14 protein-coding genes are annotated in these 12,704 nt (G+C 70.5%); 9 read left to right on the forward strand and 5 right to left on the reverse strand.

Annotated elements, in window-relative coordinates:
* The first annotated feature begins 43 nt into the window (after window positions 1–43).
* Window positions 44–550 (forward strand): GtrA family protein, encoded by a 507-nt coding sequence (locus ACFSVL_RS17800; RefSeq protein WP_378305481.1) that lies wholly within the window; start codon window positions 44–46, stop codon window positions 548–550.
* Here ACFSVL_RS17800 and ACFSVL_RS17805 read toward each other — a convergent pair.
* Entirely contained in the window at window positions 480–2,654 is a 2,175-nt protein-coding gene (locus ACFSVL_RS17805; RefSeq protein ID WP_378305483.1) for a glycosyltransferase family 2 protein, read from the reverse strand. The genes ACFSVL_RS17800 and ACFSVL_RS17805 overlap by 71 nt on opposite strands.
* Entirely contained in the window at window positions 2,651–3,595 is a 945-nt protein-coding gene (locus tag ACFSVL_RS17810) for an NAD-dependent epimerase/dehydratase family protein (RefSeq protein ID WP_378305485.1), read from the reverse strand. Before ACFSVL_RS17810 ends, ACFSVL_RS17805 begins: the two co-directional genes overlap by 4 nt.
* Before the next feature lie 238 nt (window positions 3,596–3,833).
* On the opposite strand from ACFSVL_RS17810, the gene ACFSVL_RS17815 reads away from it, so the two are divergent.
* From ACFSVL_RS17815 to ACFSVL_RS17825, 3 genes are read left to right on the forward strand one after another with little or no spacing between them, the layout of a single operon-like run.
* Complete coding sequence (locus tag ACFSVL_RS17815; protein WP_378305487.1) at window positions 3,834–4,277, forward strand: XRE family transcriptional regulator; 444 nt, start codon at window positions 3,834–3,836, stop codon at window positions 4,275–4,277.
* Window positions 4,278–4,288: 11 nt separating this feature from the next.
* Window positions 4,289–4,882: a hypothetical protein gene (locus tag ACFSVL_RS17820; RefSeq protein ID WP_378305488.1), complete on the forward strand. Its 594-nt coding sequence runs from the start codon at window positions 4,289–4,291 to the stop codon at window positions 4,880–4,882.
* 7 nt (window positions 4,883–4,889) lie between these two features.
* On the forward strand, window positions 4,890–5,966 hold the full coding sequence (locus tag ACFSVL_RS17825) for an MAB_1171c family putative transporter (protein ID WP_378305490.1): 1,077 nt from the start codon (window positions 4,890–4,892) through the stop codon (window positions 5,964–5,966).
* On the opposite strand, the gene ACFSVL_RS17830 is transcribed toward ACFSVL_RS17825, so the two are convergent.
* The gene (locus tag ACFSVL_RS17830; RefSeq protein WP_378305492.1) at window positions 5,908–6,429 is read right to left on the reverse strand and encodes a 2'-5' RNA ligase family protein; all 522 of its coding nucleotides are present in this window, start codon (window positions 6,427–6,429) and stop codon (window positions 5,908–5,910) included. The two genes, ACFSVL_RS17825 and ACFSVL_RS17830, sit on opposite strands and share 59 nt — an antisense overlap.
* A 161-nt stretch (window positions 6,430–6,590) precedes the next feature.
* On the opposite strand from ACFSVL_RS17830, the gene ACFSVL_RS17835 reads away from it, so the two are divergent.
* The 5 genes from ACFSVL_RS17835 to ACFSVL_RS17855 all read left to right on the forward strand — a co-directional run bounded on the left by ACFSVL_RS17835 (window position 6,591) and on the right by ACFSVL_RS17855 (window position 10,616).
* Window positions 6,591–6,752: a hypothetical protein gene (locus tag ACFSVL_RS17835; RefSeq protein ID WP_167756662.1), complete on the forward strand. Its 162-nt coding sequence runs from the start codon at window positions 6,591–6,593 to the stop codon at window positions 6,750–6,752.
* 126 nt (window positions 6,753–6,878) lie between these two features.
* Complete coding sequence (locus ACFSVL_RS17840) at window positions 6,879–7,100, forward strand: alpha/beta fold hydrolase (protein WP_378305494.1); 222 nt, start codon at window positions 6,879–6,881, stop codon at window positions 7,098–7,100.
* On the forward strand, window positions 7,100–7,678 hold the full coding sequence (locus tag ACFSVL_RS17845) for an alpha/beta fold hydrolase (protein WP_378305843.1): 579 nt from the start codon (window positions 7,100–7,102) through the stop codon (window positions 7,676–7,678). The genes ACFSVL_RS17840 and ACFSVL_RS17845 overlap by 1 nt, the downstream gene beginning before the upstream one ends.
* Window positions 7,679–8,179: 501 nt before the next feature.
* The gene (locus ACFSVL_RS17850; protein WP_378305496.1) at window positions 8,180–9,706 is read left to right on the forward strand and encodes a CehA/McbA family metallohydrolase; all 1,527 of its coding nucleotides are present in this window, start codon (window positions 8,180–8,182) and stop codon (window positions 9,704–9,706) included.
* Window positions 9,707–9,800: 94 nt separating this feature from the next.
* Window positions 9,801–10,616, forward strand: a complete 816-nt coding sequence (locus ACFSVL_RS17855; protein ID WP_378305498.1) for a hypothetical protein — start codon at window positions 9,801–9,803, stop codon at window positions 10,614–10,616.
* Window positions 10,617–10,666: 50 nt separating this feature from the next.
* Here the strand turns inward: ACFSVL_RS17855 and ACFSVL_RS17860 are convergent, their stop codons facing one another.
* Window positions 10,667–11,428 carry a class I SAM-dependent methyltransferase gene (locus ACFSVL_RS17860; RefSeq protein WP_378305500.1) on the reverse strand — a complete coding sequence of 254 codons (762 nt, stop codon included), beginning with the start codon at window positions 11,426–11,428 and terminating at the stop codon, window positions 10,667–10,669.
* Window positions 11,429–11,520: 92 nt separating this feature from the next.
* Entirely contained in the window at window positions 11,521–12,306 is a 786-nt protein-coding gene (locus ACFSVL_RS17865; RefSeq protein WP_378305501.1) for a trypsin-like serine peptidase, read from the reverse strand.
* Between the last annotated feature and the right edge of the window lie 398 nt (window positions 12,307–12,704).

The following is a 12,704-nucleotide window of genomic DNA, read 5'->3' on the forward strand; positions in this document are numbered from 1 at the left end:
GGGCCGCGCGGCGGAACCGGCGGCCCGAGGGGAAACTGGGGACATGACGACGGTAACCAACCCGGCGAACCGCCGCACGACGGAAGAATCGCCGGGACCGCGCCGCCGCGGCGCGGTCCGGTTCGTGCGCGCGGCCGCCAGTTCGGTGGCCGCGACCCTGCTCAGCCAGGCCGCGCTGATCGCGGTGCTCGCCGCGGACGGGGCCCCGTGGCTCGCCAGCGCGTGCGCGTTCGCGGCCGGCGCGGTGCTGAACTTCTTCCTCACCCGGCGCTGGGTGTGGGGCCGCCGCGGCCGTCCCGAAGTGGGCCGCGAGCTGCTGCCCTACGTCCTCGTCATCTCGCTCGGCGGCCTCGCCTCGGTCGGGCTGACCACGCTCGCCGGCCACCTGCTCGCGCCGCTGCGGCTGCCGCACTTCTGGTGGGTAGTGCTGCTCGACGCGGCGTACGTGTTCAGCTACGCACTGGTGTTCGTCGTGAAGTTCACGATGCTCGACCGGTTCGTTTTCGCCCGCGGCGCAGCACGTAGCCCCGCCACCACGTCCCGGTCATGACCCGCGCGTAGTTCGCGCCGTACACGACGCTGCCGCCCTTCTTGCTCTTGCCCGCCTTGCGCAGCCGCATGCTCATCGGCCGTTCGAGCACGCGCGCGCCTCGCGCGGTCGCGCCCAGCAGGAGTTCCGACGATTGGTACTGCGGTTCGTTCAGCGGGATCGCGCACGCGAGTTCCGCGCGCATCGAACGGAATCCGAACGACGTGTCGGTGATCCGTCGCCAGGTCAGCACCGACGCGAGCCACGCGAACACGCGTACGCCGACCCAGCGCACCCGGCTATCGGCCTCTTCGTGCCCCAGCCGCCGAGAGCCCGTCACGAAATCCGCGGTGCCGTCCAGCAGCGGCGCGACGAGTTCGGCCATTTCGCTGTTGTCGTACTGACCGTCGCCGTCCGTGGTGACGATGTACCTCGCGCCGTTCTCGGTGGCAAGGTGGTACCCGAGACGCAGCGCGGCGCCCTGGCCGCGGTTAGTCGGTGTGACGCACACGTACGCGCCATGGTCTTCCGCGATGGCCGCAGTGTTGTCCGTACCGCCGTCTACGACCACGAGGACGTCGACAGTCCGCCCGAGGCACTCGTCCGGCATCTTCTCCAGTACCTGGCCGATGCCGCCAGCTTCGTTGTACGCGGCGATCACCACGGTCAGCTCGGACAGCTTCGCGCCGGGATGCCGCTCGTGGAAGTCCGCGATAGCGCCTTCGTCGACAGTGTCTGGATAACTGCCGAGCCGACGACGGCTTGCCACGGTGAGCGTCGTGAACCCGAGCGCGCCGGCGACCGGCAACAGCACGAGCGCGGGAAGCTGATAGCGCCAGGAAAACTCGAACATCGCGGACGCGAACAGCAGGAACAACCCAGTGCCGGCAGCGAAAAGCGCGCCGCCGCGGGCGATGTGCCGGGGTTTCTTGCGGCGCAGGACGGTGAGCAGGCCGAGGAGCGCGAAGAACCCGAGCACCGCGCCGGGCACGAACCCGCCGTTGAGCTGATAGTCGCGCAGGAACGCCGCGATCGGCTCGTCGACCTGGGGATCGGTGCCGTCGTACTGCTGCGTGACCGCCTTGACCGCGGCGGGATCGGCGAACTCCGGGTAGGTCAGCTGGAACTGCCACCGGTCGATCGGCACGTCGGTGGGCGCGGTGTAGCGGGTGAACTGGAAGCTTTTCGCGAAGTCGCCGAGGATCGAGGTCGTGACGTCCCACCACTGCGCTTTCAGCGCGGTGACGGCGAATTCGTGTGCCAGCGCGCCCTTGTCCGCGCCGGGCGGCAGCGGCCCGGGCCACGCTGGGTCGAGGTCGGCGTGAGTGTAGTTGTCGACCAGCCGGTTCTCGACCGGTTCGGTGGGGCAGAATTGCCGTACCACCGGGTCTAGCTGGAGTTTCGCGCAGTCCGCCACCGCGGCGGTGCGCCCGTAGAGCATGCTGCCGGACGGCCCGCTCAGCCCCCATTGTCCGGTCTCCGCCTTGACTTTCGCCGCGTACGGGACCACGACGACGAGGATCCCGAGCAACCCGATGCCAGCGTTGCGCCAGCCGCGCCACGAACGCCAAGCGCTGCCCGCGGCGAGCACGTACAGCAGGAACGGCGCGGCGATCGTGATGCCGATCAGCCGCACCAGCACCCCGGCTCCGACCACCAGACCGGCGAGCGCGATCCGACGCCAGTTCGGCTTTCCCTTGGCCAGCACCAGCCACAACAGCCCGAGCAACAGCGCCTCGAACAGCACCTCGGCCATGATGTTCTGCTCGATCTGCACCTGGTAGGCGTCGAGCAGCAGCGGCGCGGCAGCGAGCGCGCTCACCCAGTTGCGGGCGCCGAGCCGCCGGGCCAGCGCGTAGATCCCGACCGCGATCGCCAGCCCGCCCAGATGCTGCACCGCGGCGACGAACGACAGCCCGCCGACCGCGAGCAGCGGCCGCAGCAGCAGGTCGTAGCCGACCGGGTTGATCCCGTCGGCGCGCAACGCTTGCAGATTGTCCAGGTACCGGAACGAATCGATGTACAGCAGCGCCGGCCGGTAGGCGATCCAGGACAGCACCCGCAGCGTGGTTCCCGCGGCGAGGAGCACCAGCAGGAACGCGTGGCGGCGGAGGAATCCGGTCACGGCGCCTCGGCCCGGTTCAGCCCGGAGAAGTACTTCCACGCCGTGGCGAGGCCGTCGGCCAAGGTGATTTCCGGCTGGTAGCCGATGGTTTCCGCGCTCGCCGACACGTCCACGACCACCGCGGGCATCTCGCCGGCCGGGGCGGGCACGTGCTCGACCGGCAGCTTGGCCCCGGTCACCGCGCGCACGGTCTCGACCATTTCCAGCACTGACACGGAACGTCCGGCGCCGACGATCGCACGGCCGGTGTAGCCGCTCTCGTACGCGAGCACGATCGCGCGTACGACGTCGTGTACGTGCACGAGGTCGCGACGCTGCTCTCCGGTGCCGTACACACGCACGCCTTCATTATTCAACGCTGCGCGCATCATGCGCGGGACGAAGCTGTCTTTGTGCGACATACCGGGCCCGTACACGTTGGTGAAGCGCAACGCGCACGTCGTGATGCCGTACGCGCCGGCGTAGCCCGACAGCAGCATCTCGCAGGCTGCTTTCGTAGCACCGTATGGCGTAAGCGGCTTCGTGGGCAGGTCGACCGTGATCGTGTTAGTGCCGACATCGCCGATCACGGCGTTCGTAGACGCGAGAATGAACCGTGGCACTTCGCGTGCGCGGCACAGTTCGAGAAGTTCCTGTGTCACCGCGACGTTTTCCGCGTATGTGTCGCGTGGCAGCTCTACCGACTTCAACACGGACGTCAGCGCGGCGAGGTGCACGATCCCGCCAACGCCTGCGGCGACAGCGTCTTCGCGGGTTTCGGCGTCTCGCAGATCTCCTACGACAACGCGCACTCCCTCGTCCGTCGTCTCGTAGCGCACGCGGTCCACGACAGTGACCGGATAGCCGCACTCACGGAACGCGCGCACGACAGCGCGGCCGATGAAACCGCTGCCGCCGGTGACGACGACGGGTGTCCTTTCGGGACTGTGGGGGAGCGTCATGGCGCACAACCTACCTCCGCGGCCTGTGCGGCACTTGTGCGTCTTTCCCGCCGACAAGCACAGCGGTGGGCGCGGGACCGCGTGCGGGCACCCCCAGCGACCGCACGCGGATCCCGGTGTTTAGTTTTCTAAACGATGCGCGGTGGGGAGTGTAGCTGGAGCGGGACGGCTGGTGTCAAGTTTTCGAGACGGTTATGCTGGACGCTGTTACGGAGACGGAACGGCGATGGGGGGCGGCATGGCCGAGCAGTCGGAGGAGCGCAGCTTCGCGCAGCGGCTGGCGCACCTGATCGCGACGGTGCACCCGCCGGACCGCAAGCCCTACTCCTATCGCGAGATCGCCCAGGGCGTCGCCGACGTCACCGGCGTCAGCATGTCGGCGACGCACGTGCAGCAGCTCGCCGTCGGCGCCCGGCGCGACCCGAAGCGGTCGCACATCCAGGCGCTCGCGCGGTTCTTCGGCGTGCCGGTCACCTACTTCTTCGACGACGAGGTCGCCGGAAAGGTCGACGAGCAGGTCGCCGACGTCGTCGCCTGGCGCGACACCCAGGCCCGTGACCTGGCCCAGCGCGCGATGCGGCTGTCCGAACGCGACCGGCGGACGGTTTCCGCGCTGATGGACCAGCTCGACAGCTACACCGAGGGCCGCGAACGCACCCGGCGCGGGCGCAAGCGGGAGTGAGCCGGGCGGCTATGCTGGCCCCTGCCGGAGCACCGGGGACGCCGTGGTGCACCAGGCTGGTCCAGCCGCCGATCGCCTCGGGAGGGGACATCGACCCGACCGTGCGCGTACGCGCCCGCAACCGGGTGCGCGACCTGCTGCGGCACGTGCCCGCCCCGCGGCCGTGGTCGATGAACGCGTGGATCGACCGGCTGGAGCGCCATCGCGGCCGCGACATCGACCTGCTCGCGGTCGACTACGCGCCCGGCCAGCCCTCCGGCGCGTGGCAGCGGCACGACGACTTCGACCTGATCGCGTACGCGGCGGGCACGTCTTCGCTGCACCAGGACCACATCATCGCCCACGAGATCGCTCACCTGCTGTGCGAGCATCGCGGCGAGTGCGTGCTCACGGACGCCGAAGCGGCGACGGTCGCGCCTGATCTCAGCGCGCACCTGCTGTCGCATCTGCTCACGCGCGTCACGACGAATTCCGACGAGTACGAAGCGGAGCTTATCGCCGTGTTCCTCATGAGCGCCGCTACGGAAGACGGTGCCCAGTTGCGGCCGGGTGCCTCCGGTCCGGCCGCGGATCGCGCGCGGCGCTTCGCGTCGCTGCTCGGGTAGCGCGCGGATGATCGACGTTCTGTTCTTCGGGGTCGGCCTGTTCTCCCTCGCGGTCGGGATCTGGCGCGCGGTCCGGGCGCGGCGGACTGGCGCGGGCGTGGGGCTGGCGACCAGCCTGATTGCTCTCGGCGTCGCTTTCTGCCTGCTCGCCGACAGCGCGCAGGCGATCGAAAGCCAGCTGTACCCGAGCTTGGGACGGCTGCTGTCGAACCTCGCGACGATGGTGGCTGCGTACGGCATCGAAGTGACTGTCGCGGAGATCGGTGGCGCGGCGCAGCGTCGGCGGCGTGCGCGGCTCGGCGCGTTGATTGTCGCGCTTGTGGTGCTCACGGCGTCCTTCTTCGCGACGCGCGGGCTGCCGACGGGCGTCGGGCTCTTCGACGAGCTGTACCGGTCGAACCCGACACTGGTCGTGTACATCGTCGTGTACACGCTGTACCTGGGCTTGGCGGTGGCGGACATCGCCGTCGTGTCGGCCGGCGCGGTGCGCGCGGGTACGGGCGCGTTGCGGGTCGGGCTGGGCATCGTGCTCGTGGCCTGTGTGTTCGCTTTCGCTTACCTGATCGGCAAGATCGTCGATCTGATCAGCGATCTGACCGCGGAGCATCCGGTCACGAAGCTGTGCCGCGGCGCGTTTTCGACGGTCCGGTGCTCGCTCGCGGTCGGGTTCCCGGCGATTTCGGTGCTGCTGATCGTGGTGGGGCTGACGGTGCCGGCGACGCCCGCGCTGGGCCGGGCCGTGCGCGACGCGCGGACGCGGGCGGTGCTGCGGCCGCTTCGCGAGCACCTGACCTCGCGGTATCCGGACGTCGTCCGGCTCGACGGCTCGTCGGGGACCGGCCGGGAGCGGCTGCTGACGATGATGAGCGAGATCAACGACGGGCTGCTGCTGTCCGGGGTCGGGCCCGAGCTGTCGCCGAGCGCGGCGGCGCAGGTGCTGCGCAGCTCGACCGGCGCGGTCCCGGACGAACCAGCGGCACCGTCCGAGCAGACCGCTTTCGCGGCCGATGTGGCTCGGCTGCGGGCTATCGCGCAGGCGTTCCGAGCGGAGCCGACAGCCGGAGCTGCCAACCCTCCTCGGTGAGCGCGACGAGGTGCAGCGTTTCCGCCCTGGCGGTGATCGGCAGCGCGGCGCGCGCTCGTTCGGCGACCTCGGCGCGCTGGTCGTCGGTGCCGCCGAGGGCGATCGTCAAATGCGCCGGCGGGTGCGCGCCGAAGCGGCCGCCGTACGGGGGCACCTCAGGCCAGTGATCGCACACAGCGTCGGCGAGGGGCTGTAGCGCGGGCGCGGCCGCGGCGACGAATCCGGGCGCGGTGACCAGGTCGGTCAGCTGTACTTCTGTTGCGGGGAAGCTGGCCGCGAGCTGCCGGACGTCGGCGTCGGTCTGCTCGGTGAGCCGGTCGGCGGGCAGGAACGGGTACAGGGCGGTGACGTGCGGCGGAAGGCCGGGACGGACGAGTCCGGGATCGACGGCCGCGGCGGTTTCGAGCAGGACGGCGGCGGACGGGAGCGTGACGACGAGCGCGCTGGTTCCGGGCGTGGGCACGCTCCGATCCTGCCGGACCGCCCTCGCGGCGCGGCAAGGGACCCTCGGCCGGAGGAAAGGCAACCCTTTCTTGTGCTTCCTTCGGGGAATTCCGCTAAACCTAACCCTAAGTCTTTCCCAAGTCCGCCGTCGGCGATTCCGCGCGGTCCTACACTCGGTGGATGAAGATCGTCCTATGGACCGCATTGTGCGGATTGTGCGCCGTCACCGGCCACGTGCTCCTGGGCGTCGTGGCAGGTTTCCTTCTGCTGGCTTGTGTTCCGCGCCGTCCCGCTCCGGGACGGCCGGCACCCGAAAGAGAATTGATCAGCTCGCGCGGCTGACTTTCCGGGAAATGATCCCGGAATATGCGCACCCCGCGGCAGGCGCTGCCCTCCTCCCGGCCGCGGGCGTCCCGGAATTGTCGGTGCCGTGCGGTACAACGGTGACCGGCGAACAGGGAGGGAACGATGCATTACGTCGAGCACGGTTCCGGCACGCCGGTGCTGGCCGTCCACGGCTGGATGCCGGACCACCGCCTGATGACCGGCTGTCTCGAACCGGTCTTCGCGCGGCGGCCCGGATTCCGGCGGATCTACCCGGATCTGCCCGGGATGGGTGATCGCCCGCCGGGTCCGCGCGCGGGTCGGACGACCTCGTCGCCGCGCTCGGGGACCTCGTCGACGACCTGATCGGCGAGGAGCCGTTTCTGCTGGTCGGGGAGTCGTACGGGGGTTACCTGGCGCGTGGTCTGGTGCGGGCGCGGCCCGAGCAGATCGCGGGGCTGGCGCTGCTGTGCCCGGTCGGCCGCCCGGTGCCGGTGCTGGAACGGGACGTCCCGGAGCACGAGGTGCTGCGCGCCGATCCGGAGCTGCTGGCGGGTCTCGACCCGGCCGAGGCGGCGGAGTACGGGGAGGTCGCGGTGGTCCAGTCCGCGGAGACGCTGGCGCGTTTCCGCGCGGACGTCGCGCCCGGCCTGGCGGCGGCCGATCGCGCCGCACTGCAGCGGATGCTGGCGGGCTGGACGTTGTCGGCCGATCCGGAAAGCGGTCCGGCGTACCGGAAACCGGCGCTGATCGTGTGCGGGAGGCAGGACGCCTCCACCGGATTCGCGGAGCTGTACGGCTTGCTGGGGCACTATCCGCGGGCGAGCTTCGCGGTGCTGGACCGGGCGGGGCACAACCTGCAGTTCGAGCAGCCGGTGTTGTTCGAGGCGTTGATGGAGGAGTGGCTGGACCGGGTTGTGGAGGGGAGTGGTGCGGTGGGGTGATGCGGCTGCAGGGTTGTCGCTTTGAGCGGCGCTGTGCTGCTTCGGCTTGGGCGATTCGCATATCTGAAGCCCCGGCCGACCTAGTCTGTCGTGGAACGGCGCGGTCTCTCCGCTGATGTGCGTGCCGGAGCGGTGAGGCTCCTCGCTTGATCCGTGGCGAACTGGCGTGTGGTCGGCTTGCGATCGTGAGTGGCCTTACTGCGTCGCGGTGACCGAGAGGCCGTGACCGGAGCGTCTTCGCGTCCGCGCTGAGTACGGCAATCGTCGCTCGCGGTTCGGCGGCAGTGCGAATTGGCAGCCGCGCGCTGCGCGACGCCGCGATTCCGTGCGTCCCCAACCGTTATGGGACAAACGGCCGTTCCTGCGCGTCGAGCGTCACCTGCGTGCGCCGGCGCGGAGTGGTCCAAGCCAGTCGAGTCGCCGAGTGTTCACCGCAGCGTCGTTGAAGGGGGTTGCCCCGGCGGTTAGCGTCGGCGCGACTTCTTTGCTGCGGAGGTAGCCATGTCCACTGGGGAACTCAACCGGCGCAACCTGTTCCGGGCCGGCGGCGTCGTCGCGGCCGGGGCGGCGATGGGCATGCTCCCGGGCGTCTCGTTCGCGGCGCCCGCGCCCGGCACCGGGCAGCAGACGAAGACCGTCACCGGCACCTTCCGCCCGGACGTGCCCGACTGGTACTACCTCCCGGTCGACGTGCCGCGCGGCGTGAAGCAGATCGACGTCGTCTACTCCTACGACAAGCCCGCCGTGCCCGCCGGCACTCGCGGAAATGCTTGCGACATCGGGATGTTCGGCCCGGAGGGGCACGAGCTGGGCACCCGGCGCGGCTTCCGGGGCTGGTCCGGCGGGTTCCGCGACCGGTTCTCGATCAGCGCCGCCGAGGCGACGCCCGGGTACCTCGCCGGGCCGATCACGCCTGGGCGCTGGCACGTCATCCTCGGCCCGTACACGGTCGCGCCGCAGGGCATGAACTACCGCGTCGACATCACGCTCACGTTCGGCCGGGACACCTCGAAGCCGTTCCAGCCGAACCCGGCCCCCGCGACAGCACCCGCGCGCGACCGCGGCCGGTCCTGGTACCGCGGCGACTCCCACCTGCACACCGTTCACTCCGACGGCAGGCGGACGCCGGAGCAGCTCGTCGCGGACGCGCGGGCGGCCGGGCTGGACTTCATCGTGTCCACCGACCACAACACGTCGAGTTCGCAGCTCGTGTGGGGCGACTACGCGACCGACGACCTGCTAATCCTGAACGGCGAGGAGGTCACCACGCGGTCCGGGCACTGGCCCGCGATCGGCGTCCCGGCCGGCACCTGGATCGACTGGCGCTACCGCGCGTCCGACCCGGCCGGCTTCCGGCGGTTCACCGACCAGGTGCACCGGGCGGGCGGCCTGGTCACCGCCGCGCACCCGTTCGCGAACTGTTTCGGCTGCACCTACGAATTCGCCTACGAGATCGCCGACCTCGTCGAGGTGTGGAACGGCCCGTGGACCGCGGAGGACGAAGCGAGCGTCACGCACTGGGACGGCCTGCTGCGCGGCGGCCGGTGGATCCCGGCGATCGGCGATTCCGACGCGCACAACCCGGACCAGACCGTGGCGCTCCCGCACACCGTCGTCCAGGCGGACCGGCTCGGCCGGGGGGAACTGCTCGCCGGGCTCAAGGCGGGCCGGTCCTGGCTCGCCGAATCGAAGGACGTACAGCTCGACTTCTCGGTCTCCGGCGCGGGCCGCACCGCGGGCATCGGCGGACGGCTCGTCGCGGGCACAGGCACGCCGGTCGAGGTGCGCGCTGTTGTTCGCGGAGTGCCGGGCACGACCGTGACCTTCCTCGACCAGCTCGGCCCGGAGCACAGCGAGACCGTCCCGGAGTCCGGCAGCGCGACGGTCGCGTGGACGACGTACCCGCGCTACAGCCGCTGGGTGCGGGTCGAGGTGCGGCGCGCGTCGGGCGGCCCGAAGACGACGACGCCGAACGCCATGGTCGCCATGTCGAACCCGATCTTCCTTGGCGCTGCCAACGCCGGCTGACCCGACCCGGACGTCTCGCGGCCGGGACGCCCGGGCAGACTGTGCACTCAGAGTGGGCAGTGGGGAAGGGCGGGAACGGGTGCGCGGGTGTGGCGTGCGAGCGGCGATCGCAGCGGTCGTCGTGGCCCTCGCGGCCGTGGTCGTCGTGGTGGTCATGTTCTCGCGCAGTGACGAGGTGAAGACCCCCGGCTGCACCGTGGCGCTGCCGAAGGGTGCGAACGACGCCTCCGCGCCGCAGTACACGCTGCAACCGGAGCCGATGAACAACGCCGCGATCATCGCCGCCGTCGGCGTCAAGCAGGGCCTGCCCTCGCACGCGGTCACGGTCGCCTTGGCGACCGCTTTGCAGGAGTCGAAACTCCGCAACCTGAGCGGCGGCGACCGGGATTCGGTCGGCCTGTTCCAGCAGCGCCCGAGCCAGGGCTGGGGCACCCCCGACCAGCTCCAGGACCCGGTCTACTCGGCGACGGAGTTCTACAAGAAGCTGGCGAAACTCGACAACTGGCAGACGATTCCCGTCACCGAGGCGGCGCAGGCGGTGCAGCGCTCCGGCGCACCCGACGCGTACGCCCAGTGGGAAGACGAAGCCACCGCGCTGACCGGCGCGCTGACCGGCCAGTACCCGGCGTCGCTGACCTGCCGGAACCTGACGCTGAACCCGCCGGCGAACCTGGTGACTGTCGCGAACGCCGAACTGGGCACGGCCCGCCTGAGCGGCGCGCACCCGGCCGCGGAGGGCTGGCGGATCGCGAGCTGGCTGGTGGCCCGCGCGGCGAAACTGGGCATCGACCGGGTGAGCTTCGCCGGCCAGACGTGGACGGCGGAGTCCGGTGCGTGGGCCGCGGACGAGAAGGCTGGGCAGAATCTTTCGCTGCATCAGGCACCTGTCGCGCCGCCTAGCTCTGGTTGATCAACGGCAGCGCACTTCGCCCCGGACTTGATCGTCCATCGCCGCCTCGTTCAGCCTGCGGTCGCGGTGGCGAGGATTCTGCGCGTGCGGTCGAAGGTAGCGAGCACATGGATACCTTCGTCGTGCATGGACCGCAGGGCAGGATCGTCGCCCGGGTCGAGCGCCGCGGCCTCCTCCCACATCGCACGTTCCGCGGCCCGCCACTGTGGACGGTCCCGAACGACCACGTCCGTAAAGCCTGCGGAGGTGAGGCCAGCCTCGGCGTCGACTGCCCGGATCCGTGCCGGGACCCGCTCGTCGGCGGAATCGACGGCCTCCCAGGCCGTCAGCGCGACGCGTCCGCCCGGACGGAGCACCCGGCGCATCTCCTCGAACGACTCTGCGGTCGCCTGGAACTGGATCGCGTCGACGCAGACGACCGCGTCGGCCGACCGGGCTTCCAAGGTCGTGTCGGAAAAATCGCCCAGACGGAATTCGGCGTCCACGGAAGCGAACTGCTGCGTCAGAGTCCGAGCTTGGCCGATTGCCTCCTGCGCGAAGTCGACACCGATCAACCGCGCTCCGGTCCGGGAAGCGATCTCAAGGCCGTACCCGCCGCGCCCGCAGGCCAGATCCAGCAGCCGTTCGCCGGGCGCGAGCCGCAGTGCCTCGACGACTTCCGCGAGGCCGTCCCAGCTGAGCAGGCTGCTCGACAGCAGTCGCGGCGGCAGCCCCAGATGCCGTTGGTGGAGGTCATCGTGCGCGCCGCCGTCGCGCATGGTCGAGTACCACTCGTCGAAACCCGCCGCCGACGGCGCTGATCCGGAACTCACCGCAGCCCTCCCCAGCTCAGCTGTTTCCGTCGCGGAAAGCCTACGCGGGACAGCCAGTCCCGGTCGGCTCCGCTCGGTGCACCGGGCGCTGTTCAGCTGATGGCGGACTTGTAGAGCTGGGCGATGTCGTCGTCGAAGTAGGCGCTGTAGGAGACGTCCGGGGTGTCGCCGCCGGTTTGGTAGCCGCCGATGGTTCCGATGACGGTGCCCGTGCCGGTGTCCGGGTCCTGGTCGATCACCCAGGGGCCGCCGCTGGTGCCGTCGGGGAAGCCGGGGCAGGCGACGCGTTGCTGGTAGGTGTCGGACTGCGTGGTCGTGCCGGTGCAGACGACTGGTTGTTCGGCGCCGTTCGGGTATCCGGTGAGGGTGATGGTGTGCGAGAAACCCTGGTTCGTGCCGAGCTGGTTGGCGCCCGTGCGGCTTTCGAGGCTCGCCGGACCGGGCTGGGCGACCTTGAGGAACGCGAAGTCGAGGTCTGGGTCGGACGAGGATTTCCATCCGTCCGCGACCACCGCCGCGGTGACCTGCCAGGTGCCGTAGGGGGCGAGGCCGTCGTGGTAACCGGGCTTGAAGGTGACGCCGGAGACGTCGCCGCCGACGCAATGCGCGGCGGTGAGGAGCAGGTCGCCGGTCGGGCTGTGCACCACGCTGGCCGAGCAGAAGTGGTTGCCGCCGGAGAACAACGCGCCGGCTGCTGGGCTGGCGTTGCCTGCCGGGCCGGCGGCGGTGCTTGGCTGGTTGGGGGTGGGAGCGGCCGAGGTGGTGACGTCAGCGGTGTCGACGACGGCAGTGTCGACGGCGGCGCTGGCGCCGCCGGTCGCGACGAGTGCGGCCGCCGCGCAGATGATCAGCGCGGTCCGGGAAACGGTGACTCTCACACATCAAGATGACCATGCCGGTGCCCGGCGGGCATCCCGTGCGGCCGGATGCACAGCAACCTCACAGCGCTCGCACATCGCTTCACAGCAGGGCGCGGGCGGTTGGCGGGCGCGGGATTTTCCACCCCTGCGGGGGTGGTGGCGTCCATCTCGTGGCACGGTCCGTCTGGTGCGTCAGCCCGCGGGCGTGACCGGCCGGCCTGGGGGACCGGCCGGTCACCTGCCTGCTGAGCAGGCAGCCCTCGGGACGCCTCCGGCTGAGCCAGCGACCGGCCGCATGGGCGAGGTCTGCTTGGCTGGGGCGTCGTTCCGACACCGAAGCCGGCGACGTCTGCGGCGTACTTCGCCGTCTCCGCGTCAAGCTGGCAAGTCGGTGCTGGGTGGCTGACGTGCCGACT

Origin of the sequence: Amycolatopsis silviterrae (assembly GCF_042684085.1) — a bacterium.
Classification (GTDB): domain Bacteria; phylum Actinomycetota; class Actinomycetes; order Mycobacteriales; family Pseudonocardiaceae; genus Amycolatopsis; species Amycolatopsis silviterrae.

Coding starts and splice junctions, on each gene's coding strand:
- ACFSVL_RS17800 (WP_378305481.1), top strand. CDS start 44: ATGACGACGGTAACCAACCCGGCGAACCGCCGCACGACGGAAGAATCG.
- ACFSVL_RS17810 (WP_378305485.1), bottom strand. CDS start 3,595: ATGACGCTCCCCCACAGTCCCGAAAGGACACCCGTCGTCGTCACCGGC.
- ACFSVL_RS17815 (WP_378305487.1), top strand. CDS start 3,834: ATGGCCGAGCAGTCGGAGGAGCGCAGCTTCGCGCAGCGGCTGGCGCAC.
- ACFSVL_RS17820 (WP_378305488.1), top strand. CDS start 4,289: ATGCTGGCCCCTGCCGGAGCACCGGGGACGCCGTGGTGCACCAGGCTG.
- ACFSVL_RS17825 (WP_378305490.1), top strand. CDS start 4,890: ATGATCGACGTTCTGTTCTTCGGGGTCGGCCTGTTCTCCCTCGCGGTC.
- ACFSVL_RS17835 (WP_167756662.1), top strand. CDS start 6,591: ATGAAGATCGTCCTATGGACCGCATTGTGCGGATTGTGCGCCGTCACC.
- ACFSVL_RS17840 (WP_378305494.1), top strand. CDS start 6,879: ATGCATTACGTCGAGCACGGTTCCGGCACGCCGGTGCTGGCCGTCCAC.
- ACFSVL_RS17850 (WP_378305496.1), top strand. CDS start 8,180: ATGTCCACTGGGGAACTCAACCGGCGCAACCTGTTCCGGGCCGGCGGC.